The sequence below is a fragment of the Herbiconiux liangxiaofengii genome (assembly GCF_041927335.1).
GTDB lineage: Bacteria > Actinomycetota > Actinomycetes > Actinomycetales > Microbacteriaceae > Herbiconiux > Herbiconiux liangxiaofengii.
Genome location: NZ_JBHFHD010000011.1, coordinates 77,591 through 93,703 on the forward strand (window position 1 = coordinate 77,591; position 16,113 = coordinate 93,703).

15 protein-coding genes and 1 tRNA gene are annotated in these 16,113 nt (G+C 69.0%); all 16 read left to right on the plus strand.

Going from position 1 to position 16,113, the window contains the following annotated elements; genetic code table 11:
- Positions 1-39 precede the first annotated feature (39 nt).
- The 16 genes from ACEXOR_RS12430 (at position 40) to ACEXOR_RS12505 (ending at position 16,106) form a co-directional block, all read left to right on the plus strand.
- Entirely contained in the window at positions 40-1,896 is a 1,857-nt protein-coding gene (locus ACEXOR_RS12430) for a cell wall-binding repeat-containing protein (protein ID WP_374849977.1), read from the plus strand.
- Between the two features lie 157 nt (positions 1,897-2,053).
- The gene (gene hisS / locus ACEXOR_RS12435; RefSeq protein ID WP_374849978.1) at positions 2,054-3,340 is read left to right on the plus strand and encodes a histidine--tRNA ligase; all 1,287 of its coding nucleotides are present in this window, start codon (positions 2,054-2,056) and stop codon (positions 3,338-3,340) included.
- A 68-nt stretch (positions 3,341-3,408) separates the two neighbouring features.
- Complete coding sequence (locus ACEXOR_RS12440) at positions 3,409-3,873, plus strand: MarR family winged helix-turn-helix transcriptional regulator (RefSeq protein WP_374849979.1); 465 nt, start codon at positions 3,409-3,411, stop codon at positions 3,871-3,873.
- A complete protein-coding gene (locus tag ACEXOR_RS12445) occupies positions 3,870-5,120 on the plus strand; it encodes an MFS transporter (protein ID WP_374849980.1) in 1,251 nt (416 codons plus the stop codon). Before ACEXOR_RS12440 ends, ACEXOR_RS12445 begins: the two co-directional genes overlap by 4 nt.
- Positions 5,121-5,222: 102 nt before the next feature.
- Complete coding sequence (locus tag ACEXOR_RS12450) at positions 5,223-6,950, plus strand: MDR family MFS transporter (RefSeq protein ID WP_445451950.1); 1,728 nt, start codon at positions 5,223-5,225, stop codon at positions 6,948-6,950.
- A 23-nt stretch (positions 6,951-6,973) separates the two neighbouring features.
- Positions 6,974-7,450 (plus strand): MarR family winged helix-turn-helix transcriptional regulator, encoded by a 477-nt coding sequence (locus tag ACEXOR_RS12455; protein WP_374849981.1) that lies wholly within the window; start codon positions 6,974-6,976, stop codon positions 7,448-7,450.
- The gene (locus tag ACEXOR_RS12460; protein ID WP_374849982.1) at positions 7,447-8,127 is read left to right on the plus strand and encodes a TetR/AcrR family transcriptional regulator; all 681 of its coding nucleotides are present in this window, start codon (positions 7,447-7,449) and stop codon (positions 8,125-8,127) included. Before ACEXOR_RS12455 ends, ACEXOR_RS12460 begins: the two co-directional genes overlap by 4 nt.
- Before the next feature lie 76 nt (positions 8,128-8,203).
- A complete protein-coding gene (gene eno / locus ACEXOR_RS12465; protein ID WP_374849983.1) occupies positions 8,204-9,484 on the plus strand; it encodes a phosphopyruvate hydratase in 1,281 nt (426 codons plus the stop codon).
- 10 nt (positions 9,485-9,494) lie between these two features.
- Positions 9,495-10,013: an FtsB family cell division protein gene (locus tag ACEXOR_RS12470; protein WP_374849984.1), complete on the plus strand. Its 519-nt coding sequence runs from the start codon at positions 9,495-9,497 to the stop codon at positions 10,011-10,013.
- Positions 10,010-10,525 (plus strand): DUF501 domain-containing protein, encoded by a 516-nt coding sequence (locus ACEXOR_RS12475; RefSeq protein ID WP_374849985.1) that lies wholly within the window; start codon positions 10,010-10,012, stop codon positions 10,523-10,525. Before ACEXOR_RS12470 ends, ACEXOR_RS12475 begins: the two co-directional genes overlap by 4 nt.
- Positions 10,525-11,769, plus strand: coding sequence for a S8 family serine peptidase (locus ACEXOR_RS12480; protein ID WP_374849986.1), 1,245 nt, complete (start codon positions 10,525-10,527; stop codon positions 11,767-11,769). The genes ACEXOR_RS12475 and ACEXOR_RS12480 overlap by 1 nt, the downstream gene beginning before the upstream one ends.
- 42 nt (positions 11,770-11,811) lie before the next feature.
- The gene (locus tag ACEXOR_RS12485; RefSeq protein WP_374849987.1) at positions 11,812-13,407 is read left to right on the plus strand and encodes an NAD(P)/FAD-dependent oxidoreductase; all 1,596 of its coding nucleotides are present in this window, start codon (positions 11,812-11,814) and stop codon (positions 13,405-13,407) included.
- Between the two features lie 146 nt (positions 13,408-13,553).
- Positions 13,554-13,627 (plus strand) — tRNA-Leu (locus tag ACEXOR_RS12490).
- A gap of 244 nt (positions 13,628-13,871) precedes the next feature.
- Entirely contained in the window at positions 13,872-14,732 is an 861-nt protein-coding gene (locus ACEXOR_RS12495) for a hypothetical protein (protein WP_374849988.1), read from the plus strand.
- 313 nt (positions 14,733-15,045) lie between these two features.
- Positions 15,046-15,600, plus strand: a complete 555-nt coding sequence (locus ACEXOR_RS12500; RefSeq protein ID WP_374849989.1) for a chloramphenicol phosphotransferase CPT family protein — start codon at positions 15,046-15,048, stop codon at positions 15,598-15,600.
- Between the two features lie 41 nt (positions 15,601-15,641).
- Positions 15,642-16,106, plus strand: a complete 465-nt coding sequence (locus ACEXOR_RS12505) for a GNAT family N-acetyltransferase (protein ID WP_374849990.1) — start codon at positions 15,642-15,644, stop codon at positions 16,104-16,106.
- Positions 16,107-16,113: the final 7 nt, after the last annotated feature.

A 16,113-nucleotide genomic window follows, 5' to 3' on the forward strand; every position in this document is an offset into this window, starting at 1 on the left:
GTTGATCCCGCCGTCCGACAGCCATCATCCGGGGGATCCGTGTCACAGTCTGCTCAAGCCTCGGCGCCGCGCCGAGCCACCCGCGTCGCCATCGCCGTTCTGGCCGTTCTCGCCACCGTCGGGGGTGTTCAATCGGCCGGGACGCTGGCCGCGTCGGCCGACCCGGTCGGCCCGGCGCCGGTCGCGCTGACGCAGAACTCGACGCCCGACGAAGATCATCTCGGAGCGATCTGGGGCGACTTCATCGACCCGACCATGGGCGGCTTCGCTGTGGCCGACGACACCACATCGGTCGAGGTCACGCTGCCGAGTGAGCTCTCCGACCACTTCGGCGAGTCGTGGGACTACTCGGTGCGATCTGCGAAGTCGCCCGAACCTGTCAGCTCAGGTACCGTCGAAGCGCCGACGTCCGGAACTCTCTCGGTGAGGATTCCGGGCTCGTTGATCGGCTATGGGGACGTCATCCTGGCGCTTACGAATCGCGCCCCATCGGCACCCGCGCAGCAGGTCGGCCTGTACCCGATCCTCCGCGTGCATCCGGAGTTGTCGGGAGCGTCGGCGTCCATCCACCTGGACAAGTCGTCGGCCAGCGATTGGGCGCACAGCCTCCGCTATTCCGCGACGGCGGCGGCGAGCACGGCCTCTCCCGGATCCCTGGTCACCCTGACGTCAGGCACCGACACTTGGCGAAGCGGCCCCGACGGAGACTGGACGGATCCGTCTCCCGTGGAACTCGCCATCAGCAGCGACAACAACATGCAGAGCTTCGCCCGGGTCGCCGGGGTGGCCTCGGCCGACGGCACGAGCGTGACCTTCCAGATTCCCTCCGTCTCCGAATTCAACTACTGGCCCTACTTCCCCGACGGCGTGACCCGTCGTCCGGTGAGAGTGAGCGTGAGCATGCTCGAGGGCCCGATCATCGGTGAGACCGTCCGAGGAGGCAGCATCGTCGTGAGTGCCAGCCTCACGCTCGTGCCCGCCCCGAAGCCCGCGGTCGACCGCGTCGAGGGCGCCGATCGGTTCGCCGTGGCCGTCGCCGTCTCGAAGGAGGCCTTCCCCGACGGCGCCGGGAGCGCCTTCCTCGTCACCGGTGCGAACTACCCCGACGCGCTGTCGGCCGGCCCCGCTGCCGTGCACCGCGACGCTCCGCTCCTGTTGACACGCGGCGATTCGCTTCCCCCGGAGATCGCGGCCGAGCTGACCCGCCTGAAGGTTCAGGACGTGTACGTGGTCGGCGGGGTCAACTCCGTGTCCGACGCCGTCGTGGCGCAGGTCGAGAAGCTCGGGGCCACCGTGCACCGCATCGGGGGAGCCGACCGCTACGCCGCCTCCCGCGCGCTCGCCGCCGACACGTTCGCCGGCAGCGGCTCGGGCCTGGTGTACGTGGCGACGGGCGCCAACTTCCCCGACGCCCTCGCTGCCGGAGGGGCCGCGGGCCACGCGAACGCCCCGGTCATCCTCGTGAACGGCGGCGCGGCATCCCTCGACGACGCCACGAAGACGCAGCTCGAGGCTCTCGGAACGACCAGCATCAAGATCGCCGGCGGCCCCGCATCCGTCTCGCCCGGCATCGAGCGCGACCTCGCCGCGATCGCCCCCACCACCCGTCTCTCGGGTGCCGACCGCATCGAGGCGGCCGCGGCCGTCAACCTCGATGCGTACGGCACGAGCGACCGGGCGTTCCTCGTGACGGGCTACGCGTTCCCGGATGCCCTGACGGGGTCGGCCTGGGCGGGCCGCCTCGGCGAGCCCCTCTACGTCTCGCCGCCGAACTGCGTGCCCGGTGCGGTCGCCGACGCGGCGGCGCGCCAGGGTGTGACGGGCCTGACCCTGATCGGCGGCCCGGCCTCCCTGGCCCCGTCGGTGCAGTCCTACACCCTCTGCCCAGCCTCCTGACCGAGCGGTACCAGGCGAACGACGGAGGCTCGGCCCCACGGCGGGTCGAGGCTCCGTCGTTGCCGCGATCGGGGGCCGAACTCCGTCGTTCGCCGGGCGGGCGGCCGGCGCAGGGGGTGCGGCGGAGGGGGGCCGGGGATTCAGTACCCTAGAACCCATGGCTTCTCCGGTGACTCCGCCCCGTGGCATGCGCGACTTCCTCCCCGCCGACAAGGCCAAGCGCGAGCGGGTGCTCGGCGTCATCCGCGAGACCTACTCTGCGCACGGGTTCGACGAGATCGAGACCCCGGTGATGGAGGACTTCGACCGCCTGCACGCCGGCCTCGGCGGCGACAACGAGAAGCTCGCCTTCAACGTCATGCGCCGAGGGCTCGACGAAGAGGCGCTGCAGCGTGCCGCTGAGAGCGGTGATCCGGATGCTCTGGCCGACCTGGGCCTGCGCTTCGACCTCACCGTGCCGCTCGCCCGCTTCTACGCCACCCATCGCGCGGCGCTGCCCCAGGTGTTCCGCTCGGTGCAGATCGCCCCGGTCTGGCGCGCGGAGCGCCCCCAGAAGGGCCGCTACCGCCAGTTCGTGCAGTGCGACATCGACATCATCGGCGAAGCCGGCATCCTGGCCGAGATCGAACTGCTCACGGCCACCCTGGCGGCGCTCGACGCGCTCGGCCTCACCGGATGTCGCATCCGCATCAACGACCGCCGCATCCTGTTCGGCCTCCTCGACTCCTTCGGGTTCGACCCGGCCGAGCACCCCGCCGTGCTGATCACCGTCGACAAGCTCGACAAGATCGGCGCCGAGGGCGTGGTGGCCGAGCTGCGGGAGCGCTCCGGCAGCCCGGCCGCGGTCGACGCCATCGAGCGTTTCCTGGCGCAGCCGTCGACGCCCGAGTCCGCGACAGCCGAGTCCGGGGCGCCTGAGCTCCCCGAGGGCGTCGCTCCGGATGCCGTCGCCGACCTCGCCCGCATCGAGACGGCCCTGGCAGCCGCCGGCGTACCCGGCGCGCTCGTGTTCGACCCGTTCCTCGTGCGCGGCATGGGTTACTACACCGGCACCATCTTCGAGATCGAGCACCCCGACGTGAGCTTCTCGCTCGGCGGCGGTGGTCGCTACGACGGCATGATCGGCCGGTTCCTCAGCGAGTCGGTGCCGGCCTGCGGCTTCTCCATCGGGTTCGAGCGGATCATCGACCTGGTCGACGACCCGGCCGCCGGGGCGGTAGAGTCTCTGGCGCTGGTGCACGACAAAGCTGCCGACCCCGAGCGCCTTCTGGCGCTGAAGCGGCAGCTGGTGGGCCAGGGCAAGCGGGTGCGGCTCGAACGGCGCACGAAGAACCTCGGCCCCCTGCTGGAGCGGCTCGCAGAGGCGGGATTCGACGCCTTCGCCCAGGTGGGGCGCGACACCACCGAGGCCGGCCAGCTGGAGTTCAAACCGCTCGGAGACTGATTCGGCCCGCGGCGCTGATTCTGCCCGCGGTGACAGGTGCATAGCTGAGCTATGTATAATCGTTAACCGTGACTAACGAAATCCCGACTCCCGAACTCCAGAACCTCCTCTCCGACCTCGTGTCGGTCACCCACCGCCTCACCCGCATCGCGGCCCAGGCCACCGGCGAATCGACCTCTCCCGCCACCTGGCGCACCCTCAGCGTGCTCAGCTCGTTCGGCCCGATGCGCCTCGGCGAGCTCGCCAAGCAGAGTCGGGTGAGCCAGCCCACGATGACCAAGATCGTCGCCAACCTCAACGAGGTGGAGTGGATCCGCCGCATCGCCGACGTCGACGACGCCCGCGCGTGGCAGATCGCGCTCGCCCCGAAGGGCATCAAGGCCCTCGCCGAGTGGCGCGCCAAGCTCGGTGCCGCGCTGGCCCCGCTGTTCGACGACCTCGACCACGAGGAGATCGACGTCATCTCGCGGGCCGTCGACCTGCTGCACGAGTGCACCGACGTGCGCGCCGCCGATGTCGTGAAAGCCGCGTGAGCACCACGGCCACCACGACAGCGGCTCCAGCCGCCACTCACAAGAACTCGATCCTGCATCAGCCCAAGGCCGTCTGGGCCGTGGCCTTCGCCTGCGTCATCGCCTTCATGGGCATCGGCCTGGTCGACCCGATCCTGCCGGCCATCGCCGACAGTCTGAAGGCCACCCAGACCCAGACCTCGCTGCTGTTCACCAGCTACCTGTTCATCACGGGTGTGGCCATGCTGTTCACCAGCTGGCTCTCGACCCGCATCGGCGCCCGCAAGACGCTCCTCATCGGCCTCGCGCTGATCGTGGTGTTCGCCCTCGCGGCGGGCCTGTCGGGCTCCGTCGAGCAGGTCATCGGCTTCCGCGCCGGCTGGGGTCTCGGCAACGCGCTGTTCATCTCCACCGCCCTGGCCACCATCGTGGGCGCGGCGAGCGGGGGAGCGAGTTCGGCGATCATCCTGTACGAGGCCGCGCTCGGCCTCGGCATCGCGATCGGTCCGCTGCTCGGCGGACTCCTCGGCTCGATCAGCTGGCGCGGCCCCTTCTTCGGTACCTCGGTGCTGATGGCCATCGGCTTCATCGCCATCTTCACGCTGATGAAGAAGGAGACCTCGAAGCCTGCTCCCACCCCGCTGTCGGCGCCGTTCAAAGCGCTCGCGAAGCCCGCCCTGTCGATCCTCGCGGTGGCGGCCCTGTTCTACAACATCGGCTTCTTCATCCTGCTGGCCTACACGCCGTTCCCGCTCGGGCTCGACGAGATGGGCCTCGGGCTCACGTTCTTCGGCTGGGGACTGGCCGTGGCGGTCACCTCGGTGTGGATCGCTCCGTGGCTCACCCGCCGCGTGGCGCGGAGCCGCGTGCTGTGGTCTGTGCTCCTCCTGCTGGGCGTCGACCTTGTGTTCGCCGGCGTCTTCGTCGACAGCGTCGTCGGGTTGATCACCTGCGTGATCGTGGGCGGCGCCCTGCTCGGCGTCATGAACACCGTGCTCACCGAGTCGGTCATGGCGGCCACCGATCTGCCCCGACCCGTCGCCTCCTCGGCGTACTCGGCCGTGCGGTTCCTCGGCGGGGCCGTCGCGCCCCCGGCGGCCTCGCTGATCGCGGGGATGTTCACGGCGGCGACCCCGTTCTACGTGGCGGCGGCATCCGTCGTCATCGCCTCGCTCATCGTGATCGCGGGCCACCGTGCGATCGCGCACATCGACCACGAAGAAGAAGACGAACTGGTCGAGGCGGAGGCCATCACCGCGGGCGAATAGTGCACCGTAAGAAAGTTTGCACTTTCTGCATGAATTAGTTGATCTGAGTCAACAACGGGAGTATCGTTGACTCAGATCAACTTTTTCGTGTACAGGAGAACCGTGTCATCACAGACCATCGAAGCCCCAGCTCCCGCTGACGGCGCCACGACCAGACGGCAGGTGCTCGTGCCGCTGTCGGGCCTCTTGCTCGGCATGTTCGTCGCGATGCTCGCCAGCACCGTCGTCTCGAGCTCGCTGCCCAAGATCATCTCCGACCTGGGCGGCACCCAGGCCGGCTACACCTGGGTCGTCACCGCCACGCTCCTCGCCACCACGGTGTCGACGCCCATCTGGGGCAAGCTCGCCGACCTCACCAACCGCAAGCGCCTCATCCAGCTCTCGCTGATCATCTTCGTGGTGGGCTCGGGCCTCGCGGGGCTCGCCCAGTCCACCGAGATGCTCATCTTCTTCCGCGTGCTGCAGGGGCTCGGCGCCGGCGGCCTCACCGCCCTGGTGCAGGTGGCCATGGCCGACATCATCCCGCCCCGCGAGCGCGGCCGTTACATGGGCCTCCTCGGCGCCGTGATGGCCGTGGCCACCGTCGGTGGCCCGCTGCTCGGTGGCGTCATCACCGACTCGGCCGGATGGCGCTGGAACTTCTACATCGCCGTGCCCTTCGCCGTCGCGGCCCTGATCGTGCTGCAGCGCACGCTGCACATCCCCACGGTCACGCGCAAGGTGACCATCGACTACCTCGGAGCGGCCCTGATCGCCGCGGGCGTCTCGCTGCTGCTGATCTGGGTGACCCTGGCCGGCAACGACTTCGAGTGGGGTTCGGCGCAGTCGCTCATCATGGTCGGGGGAGCGGTGCTGCTGCTGGTGGCCGCCGTCGTCACCGAGCTGAAGGTCAAGGAGCCCATCATCCCGATGACGCTGTTCAAGAATCGCACCTTCTGGCTCGCCGTGATCGCGAGCATCTCGGTGGGTGTGGCCATGTTCGGCACGAGCATCTTCCTCAGCCAGTACATGCAGCTCGCGCGGGGCAAGACCCCCACCGAGTCGGGCCTGCTCACCATCCCCATGATCGCGGGCGTGCTCGTGTCGAGCATCGTGATCGGCCAGGTGATCAGCCGCACCGGCAAATGGAAGCGCTACATGGTCACCGGCTCGGTGCTGCTCACCATCGGCCTCGCGCTGATGGGCACCATCCGCTACGACACGAGCTTCTGGCTGGTGTTCCTGTTCATGTTCATCATGGGCTCGGGTGTCGGCATGGTGATGCAGAACCTGGTGCTGATCGTGCAGAACGCGGTCGATCCGCGCCAGATCGGCACGGCCAGCGCCTCGGTCGCCTTCTTCCGCTCGCTCGGCGGCACCATCGGTGTGGCCGTGATGGGGGCCGTGCTCGGCAGCCGCATCACCTCGCTGGTGGCCGACGGCATCACCAAGCTCGGCATCGACCCCTCGCAGGCCGGCGGGCTGCAGACCGGGGGCATCCCCGACCTCAGCACGCTGCCCGGCCCCATCCGCACCATCGTGGAGTCGGCCTATGGCGAGGCCGTGGCCGATGTGTTCCTGCTGGCCGTTCCGCTCGCCGTGATCTCGATCATCGCTATCGCACTGCTGCCCAACCGGGCTCTCGGCACGAAGACCTCGGTCGAGCAGCTCGCCGAGGCGGAGCAGCTCGTGGTCGACGTGTCGGCCGCCGAGATCGCGGGCGAATCGGTGCGCAGCGCCGGTGCCCGTGACGGCGACCACCTCGGTGCCCGTGACGGCGACGACGTCGAGACCGCGCCATCCCGAGCGGATGCCGGCCGTCACGCCGGGGAGGCACCCGAACGCCGGTGAGCACCCACGCTAGCCTGGAGGTCGTGAACGACGACGACCCCCAGGCACCCACCGCCGAGAGCGCACGCGCCGAGGCCGTCTCCGCCATCGAAGGCGAGATGGCCCGGCTCGTGCGCTCGGTGCGTCGGGCGGTGCTGCACAACGCGGAGCGGTTCTCGGCCGAGCTGCAACCCTCGGGCTACTCGGTGCTGCAGTACATCGTGAAGAACCATCCCACGGCGCCGGGGGCCATCATCCAGGCCATGCGGATGGACAAGAGCGCCCTCAGCCGGCAGCTGCGCACCCTCAAGGAGCAGGGCTTCGTGTCGAGCGTGCCCGACCCCGACGACGGGCGGGCGCAGCTCTACGCCCCCACCCCCCTCACCCTCGAACGCCTCGAACGGATGCGCGCCGAGACCATGGAGGACTACGCCGACGCCCTCGACGGCTGGCCCACCCCCGACGTGCAGGAGTTCGTGCGCCTGCTCGGAGAATTCAACGACAGGACGGAGCGACGATGACGACGCTGAAGACCCCTCCCGCAGCCACTCTCTCGGAGGAGCGGCAGCCGTCGCCGCAGCGCCGCGAGCCGCAGCGCCGCGAGCAGCAGCCGCCGCTCCCGCTCCGCGAGCGCAAGAAGGTCGAGACCCGAACCGCCATCCACGAGGCCGCCCTGCGCCTGGTGGCCGAGAACGGCGCCGACCACGCCTCGGTCGACGCCATCTGCTCCGAGGCGGGCGTGTCGTCGCGCACGTTCTTCAACTACTTCCCCTCGAAGGTCTCGGCCGTCGTCGGCCTGTCGTCGTTCGTCGTGACGGATGCGCAGCGCGAGCGGTTCCTCGGCAACGAGGGCGAGCGCTGGCTGGCCAAAGACCTCTGCGACCTCGTGGGCTCGGTGATGGACGCCACGGCGCGCGACGGCGTCGACCGCGGCGCCATCCGCGACCTGCTCGGCCGCCGGCCCGAGATCGCGCCCGACGTCATCCGGTTCGCCGCCGAACTCCGGCACGAGATCGTCGTGCTCGCCGAGCAGCGCACCACGCCCGTGCGGGCGCGCCTGGCCGTGGCCCTGGTGATGAGCGCGGTCGACTCGGCGCTGCACCGGCCCGACGACAGCAGCTACGACGACGACTTCTCGGCCTGGCTCTTCGAGACCGTGATGACCATGCAGGCCATCGCGCGCGAATCGTTAGACTAGCCACCGGCGGGAGCACCGGTCGGCGCCCTCCGCTGCCTGCAAAGGCCTTTGCCTGATACAAGAGGAGAAACCACCCGTGGCACTCATCGAAGCCGTTGGCGCTCGCGAAATCCTGGATTCCCGAGGGAACCCGACCATCGAGGTCGAGGTTCTGCTCGACGACGGTGTGGTCTCCCGCGCCGCCGTCCCGTCCGGAGCCTCCACCGGCGCCTTCGAGGCCTACGAGCTGCGCGACGGCGACAAGGGCCGTTACCTCGGCAAGGGCGTCGAGAAGGCGGTCGACGCCGTGATCGACGAGATCGGCCCGGCCATCGAGGGCTTCGACGCCACCGACCAGCGCCTCGTCGACCTCGCCATGATCGAGCTCGACGGCACCGAGAACAAGAAGCGCCTCGGCGCCAACTCCATCCTCGGCGTCTCGCTCGCCGTGGCCCGTGCCGCGGCCGACTCGTCCGACCTGCCGCTGTTCCGCTACATCGGCGGCCCGAACGCCCACACCCTCCCCGTCCCGCTGATGAACATCGTCAACGGCGGCGCCCACGCCGACACCGGCGTCGACATCCAGGAGTTCATGGCGGTGCCGCTGGGTGCCGAGACCTTCTCCGAGGCCCTGCGCTGGGGCGTCGAGACCTACCACTCGCTGAAGTCGCTGCTGAAGTCGAAGGGCCTGTCCACCGGCCTCGGCGACGAGGGCGGCTTCGCCCCCGAGCTGCCCAACAACCGCGCGGCACTCGACTTCATCCTCGAGGCCATCGAGCAGGCCGGCTTCACCCCCGGAAAAGAGATCGGGCTCGCGCTCGACGTGGCCGCGTCGGAGTTCTTCGACAACGGGGCGTACACCTTCGAGGGCCAGCAGCGCTCCTCCGAGGAGATGTCGGCCTACTTCGCCGACCTCGTGGCGAACTACCCGCTGGTGTCGATCGAAGACCCGCTGAACGAAGACGACTGGGCCGGCTGGGCCCACCTCACCGCCGAGATCGGCTCGAAGGTGCAGCTCGTCGGCGACGACCTCTTCGTCACCAACCCGAAGCGCCTCGCCGACGGCATCGCGCAGCGCACCGGCAACTCGATCCTGGTGAAGGTGAACCAGATCGGCACGCTCACCGAGACGCTCGACGCGGTCTCGCTGGCCCAGCGCTCCGGCTACACCGCCATCCTGTCGCACCGTTCGGGCGAGACGGAGGACACCACCATCGCCGACCTGGCCGTGGCCACCGACGCCGGCCAGATCAAGACCGGTGCGCCTGCCCGCAGCGAGCGCGTGGCCAAGTACAATCAGCTGCTGAGGATCGAAGAGGAGCTCGCCGAGGCGGCGGTCTACGCCGGTCGCGGCGCGTTCCCCCGTTTCTCCGCCTAGGAGGACTTTCATGCGGCAGCGCACACCGGCTCGACGCCCGTCACGGGTTCCGGTTGCGCTGCCGCAGTCGTCTTCGGCGGCGAACGGCACCGGCGCGGGCTGGCTCCGCAGCATCCGGTTCTCGGGCTTCACGGTGCTGATGTTCGTGGTGATCGTGATGTTCGTGGTCATCATCGCCCCCGGGCTCCGGGTCTACATCGAGCAGCGGCAGCAGCTCGCCGCCCTGCACGCCGCGGTGGATGCGCGCGACCAGCAGAACGACCAGCTCACCGACGAGATCGCCCGGTGGAGCGACCCGGCCTACATCAAGGCCGAGGCGCGCGACCGGCTGTACTACGTGATGCCGGGCGAGACCAGTTTCCTAGTGGTCGACGACGTGCCGGCTCCGGCCGAGCCGGGTGCCGACGTGAGCGACACCATCACCACCACCCAGGTCGACTGGCTGTCGTCGTTGTTCGTCTCCGGCGTCACGGCCGGTCTCTCGACCTCCACCCCCGAAGAACTCCAGCAGAACGGAACCATGCAGTGAGCACCCCGCCCTTCGAGCCGGCCAGCGAGCACGACCTGGCGGTGGCCTCGGCGCAGCTGGGCCGCCCGGTGCGCAACGTGCTCGGCATCGCGGCGCGCTGTGTCTGCGGAAACCCGACGGTGCTGGCTACGGCGCCCCGCCTGGCCGACGGTTCTCCGTTCCCCACTCTCTATTACCTGTCGCACCCCGCGGCCACCGCCGCCATGAGCGACCTCGAGGCCGAGCACGTGATGGTCGAGCTGCAGGATGCGCTCACCGACCCCGAGTTCGCCGCGTCGTACCGAGCGGCCCACGAGGCCTACCTGGCCGACCGGGCGACCTTCGGCGAGGTCGACGAGATCGCGGGCATCTCCGCCGGAGGCATGCCCGTTCGCGTCAAGTGCCTGCACGCCCTGGCCGCGCACTCCCTGGCGGCGGGCCCCGGTGTCAATCCGGTGGGTGACCTCGCCCTCGAGCGCGGCGACTGGTCGCCGCTCGTGTGCGAGTGCGTCGACTACGCCCTGGCGGAGTGATGCGCACCCGGCGCGGCGTGGCGGTGCTGGTGGTCATCGGCACCCTGGCCGTCGCGCCGCTCTCCGCCGCGACGGCGGCGAACGCCGATCCCATCCGTGACCTCGAGTACTGGCTGAGCGACTACGGCTACCGCGACGCGTGGGACGTGACCGAGGGCGCCGGCGCCACCGTCGCGGTCATCGACACCGGCGTCGACGGCAGCGTTCCCGAGCTGCGGGGCGCCGTGGTCGACGGCACCGACGTCTCGGGCATCGGTTCTCCCGACGGCCAGAAGCCGGTCGGCGACAGCTCCGACCACGGCACCATGGTGGCGTCGCTCATCGCGGGTCGCGGCACCGGCTCGGGCTCGGGCGTGCTGGGCGTGGCCCCCCAGGCATCGCTGCTGAGCATCTCGGTCGCCCTCGGCACGGGGTCGGTCGACTCCGACGAGCAGATCGCCACGGCCGTGCGCTGGGCGGTCGACCACGGCGCCGACGTGATCAACATGTCGCTCACCCGCAACAGCCTCGACTGGCCGGAGAGCTGGGACGAGGCCTTCGCCTACGCGTTCGACCACGACGTGGTGGTGGTGGCCGCCGCGGGCAACCGGGTGAACGGCACCACCGAGGTAGGCGCCCCCGCCACCATCCCGGGAGTGGTGGCCGTGGCCGGTGTCGACACCCAGGGCGACGCCAGCTTCGACGCCTCCTCGCAGGGCATCACCATCGCGGTCGCGGCTCCGAGCGAGCAGCTCGTGGGTGTGGTGCCCGGCGGTCGCCAGGTGCAGTGGGACGGCACGTCGGCAGCCGCGCCGCTCGTGAGCGGGCTCGCCGCGCTCGTGAAGGCCGCGCATCCGGAGCTCGACGCGGCCAACGTGATCAACCGCATCATCGCCACGGCCGTGCCCAAGGGCGAGCCCGTGCCGGGGCCCATCTACGGGTACGGACTCATCGACGCCGAGGCCGCGGTGACGGCCGAGGTCGCGCCGGTGACCGCCAACCCGATGGGCGATCTCGACGCCTGGATCGCCACGTACCGGCCCGCCTCGGCGAAGACCTCGCTCGAGACGCTCAGCATCCCGGCTCCGGATGGCCGCGACATCGAGGGGGGCAGCCCGGGCGCCGGCTCGATCGAGCCCGCGGGTGGGGTGTACACTCTTGCCCACTGGGCGGTGCCGCTGGGGCTCCTGCTCGGGTTCCTCATCCTGCTGACGACATTCGCCTTTGGGGCTGTCTCGCATTTCAGAGGCGTGCTTCGCAAGTAGTACCCTGTTCGCAGGCCCCTGTACTGAGGAGATCGTTTCACTGTGCCCAAGATCCTGATTGTCGGCGGAGGCTACGCCGGTTTCTACACCGCCTGGAAGCTGGAGAAGTGGCTTCGTGCCGGCGAGGCCGAGGTCACCGTCGTCGACCCGCTGCCGTACATGACGTACCAGCCCTTCCTCCCCGAGGTGGCCGCCGGCTCGATCGAGCCCCGCCACGCCGTGGTGGGCATCCGTCGCCACCTGAAGAAGACGCGCGTCGTCGCGGGCAAGGTGACGGGCATCAGCCACGCCACCAAGAGCGTCACCATCGCGTCGAACGCGGGTGACACGTGGGACGAGGAGTACGACCAGATCGTCGTCACCGCGGGCTCGGTGTCGCGCACCTTCCCGATCCCGGGTGTGGCCGACGAGGCCATCGGCCTGAAGACCATCGAGGAGGCGACCGCCATCCGCGACCGCATCCTAGTGAACTTCGACAAGGCCGCGCAGATGTCGCCCGGCCCCGAGCGCGACCGGCTCCTCACCGTCACCGTGGTGGGCGGCGGGTTCGCGGGCATCGAGGTGTTCGCCGAGCTGCGTTCGTTCGTCAGTGCGCTCATCTCGAGCTACCCCGAGATCGCGTTCGAAGACACGCACTTCCACCTGATCGAGGCCATGGGCCGCATCATGCCCGAGGTGAGCCTCAAGACGAGCCTCTGGGTGATCGACAACCTCGCCAAGCGGGGCGCCCAGATCCACCTCGACACCCAGCTCAAGTCGGCTGTCGGCGGCGTCATCGAGCTGTCGACCGGCGAGACCTTCGAGAGCGACCTCATCATCTGGACGGCGGGCGTCATGGCCTCCCCGATGCTGAAGGGCACCGACCTGCCGATCGAGGAGCGCGGCCGTCTCCGCGTTCGCGCCGACCTCCGGGTCGAGGGCGACGACGGCATCGTCGAGGGTGCCTGGGGCGCCGGCGACGTGTCGGCCGTTCCCGACCTCACGGGCGGCGGCGTCGGTGGCTTCTGCGTGCCGAACGCCCAGCACGCGGTGCGCCAGGGCAAGCTCCTCGCGAAGAACATCGTCGCCGACCTGCGCGGCGAGGGCGTCAAGGAGTACTTCCACAAGAACATGGGCGCCGTCGCGGGCCTCGGCCTCGGCGTCGGCGTCTTCCAGTCGGGCAAGCTCGCCATCAAGGGCCTGCCGGCCTGGTTCGCGCACCGCGGCTACCACGGCCTGGCGATGCCGTCGTGGGAGCGCAAGCTGCGCGTGATCTGGGGCTGGGTGAACAACTTCTTCCTGGGGCGCGACAACGTCTCGCTCGAGGCGCGCGTGCACCCGCGTGCGGTGTTCGAGGAGTTCGCGTCGCGTCCGCGCGCTGCGGCTCCCGCTGCTGCGCCGGCCGCTGACTCCGCTCCCGCTGCGTCGGCTGCCGCTTCCTCGGCTCCTGCGGCCACCGGCACGGCCACGGCCACGGCTGTCGCCGAGAAGCCGGCCAACGCCGAGCTGCCCGGTTCGTACTCGTCGGAGCCCGCCACCACGGCTGCGGCCAACCGCGGCGTCGCGGCCACCGACTCGTCGCCCGAGGCCCCCAAGGCCAAGGCCACCAAGCCGCGCACCAAGGCTCCGTCGAAGTCGACCACGACCCCGGCCGAGTAGCGCTCGCGGCCGTTGCGGTTCACCGACGCCGCGCATCCGTCACTTGTGTGACCGGATGCGCGGCGTCGCCGTTTTCGCCGCGTGCTGCCCGGCGGCGCCCGTACGACCGCGTTCCGCCCGGCGGCGCCCGTTACGATGAGGCACCCGCCCCCATAGCCCAATCGGCAGAGGCAGACGACTTAAAATCGTTTCAGTGAGGGTTCGAGTCCCTCTGGGGGTACTGCTTGCCCGCTCGACAAATCCGCTCAATCCGGCGGATGCAGGGCCCTCGCGGTCTGATCTCGCCTGCTGAATGTAGGCCGGTCTATCAGTGGGGCGCACCGGAGAAAGCAGTTTCGCGTGGAGGGATGATGGCGTTAGCCTGAATCTCCACGGTTTCGTGGTCTCAAGGATGTCGTTCATGAATGACCAGAGCTTGGTTCGCACCAACCGCACTTGCCCGCCATTAGCCCGGAAGGCTCGCCGTGATCGTCCGTTGTAATCACGTCGCCGGCGCCTCTGACAGCAGCTGGGTGACGCCTGGGGTTGACTATCCGGTAGTCGAATCTGGCGTTCAACGCGATGGCAAACGCTGGCTTCGAATCATCACCGACAACGGCGAAACAGCACTTTTCCCGGCGTCTCGATTCACAATCGTTGATGGCTCAGTTCCAGTCAATTGGGTTCGGATCGTCCGCGAAAGCGGAACGACCATGACGCCGATGGCTTGGACGAGACCGGACTTCTGGGAAGCCTTCTACGACGGAGACTTGATCGCCCGCAACACCTACTACGACGAGCTCGCGACCATCCTCGACGATCTGCCCGAATGGTGGCTTCGCGCTCAGGTCACTTCCGGTCACATCGTCAATCGTCAGAGCGCAGTGATCGCTATGGACTACGGTCAATTCACGGTCTCTGGCGGCGGAGCTTCTGATCCGCTTCAGCTGGTTGAGGCCGCCCTGACCAATCCTCCAAGCAGTGACGACGGTAAGACTGTGCTCGTTCTGAGCCCTCACCAGAACAACTTCGCAATGCCAGTAGACATCGAAATCTGCAGCGCTCGCCCGATCGACGACCGAGCCGATTGGGAACAAGTATCCGAACATGCCGTGGCTGTCGGTGCGCAGGGCGTTGTGATCGCTTCTCCCACGCTTGACGAGCACCGTTTTGATCTCGAACCCGGCGACTATCTTTTGGAAATCAGCGGACGCAAATTCGTTGTCATTGGATGGCCTGGAACCACGAATCCCAACGATGAGTGGCGCATCCGTTTTTGGCCACGCTGGGGTCAAAAACCTCGGCCCGCCAAGATCTGGCTAGGACCGCACGAGTCGGCCCGATAAGCGAGTACCAGCGTCTGAAATGGTCATTGCGCGTTCGACCAGCCCCCGACGATGATCGCCACACCTGCCACCCTGTCTTGCAGGACTGCCCGGAGGGCGGTCGTGCACCGGGCGGTTGCAGTGCTGGCCCGCAGCGTCGCCCGCGTCGTTGCTGGGATGCCCGTTTACCCCGCCCGACTTATTTGCCCGCAAGGGTGCCTTATCTGCAACACCCTCTTGCACCCGTCTCGATAGTGGATCCCCTACTGAGACGGCCTGCGCTGGGGGTACCGTCAGCTCGGCTCGGATGTCGTGGACGAATTACGATCGAGGCATGCCTGTGAGAACGAAATCCCGAGTGCTCGTACTCAACTGCGGGTCGAGTTCGGGCAAGTCGTCCATCGCGCGTGCCCTGCAGGAGCTGCTGCCCGGAGTCTGGCTGACGTTCGGCGTCGACACCTTCATCGAGTCGCTGCCCGGCCGAGGTGACAGCCCGCGGTCGGGCATCGGCTTCGACGAGCGCGGTGCCGTCATCCTGAGCGACGGGTACTCCCGGCTGGAGAACGTCTGGTACTCCGGGTTGAGCGCGATGGTCGAGGCGGGGGCCGACATCATCCTCGAAGAGGTGCTGGTGTCGGGCGGCGCGGGACAGGAGCGGCTGCGATCGGCGTTCGCGGGCAGGTCGCAGATCTGGGTCGGTGTGCGATGCGATGCGGATGTCGCCGCAGCCCGCGACGCGGCCCGCGGTGATCGCGCGGCGGGGATGGCCCGGCTCCAGGCGTCGATCGTGCACGAAGGGGTGTCCTACGACGTCGAGGTCGACACCACCCGCAGCACGCCGGACGAATGCGCACGGGTCATCGGCGACTTCCTCAGAGCGACGGCGTGAACCGGCAAGACGCGCGGATGGGGCTCGCCGATAATCGAGTCGTGGGTTTCGCGCGGGTCTCGTCGGAGGATGTCGCCGGGCTGCGTGGATTCCTCCGCGACGTCGACCTGACCCTCGCCGGCCTGGACGAGCCCACGGTGCAGCTCTGGGTCGAGCGCGATGTCGACGGCGAGATCATCGGCAGCACGGGATTCGAGCTGAGTGCGGATGGCGCGCATGCGCTGATCCGCAGCGTCGCCGTCGCACCCGAGCACCGCACCGCGGGAGCCGGCTCGCGGTTGGCGCGCTACGCGCTGGTCGAGGCGCAGAAGAGCGGAGCGACGAGGGCCTGGCTGTTCTCGCGTCGGTCGGGCCCGTTCTGGCAGAAACTCGGATTCACGAGCGCCGACCGGTACGAGCTCGCGGCGGCTCTGCCCGAGGCGCACCAGGTGCGCCTGTTCGTCGAGAGCGGCCAGCTCGAACGGGAGATCGCCTGGTCACGGCCCCTCGGAGCCGACATCCGCTGACCGATGT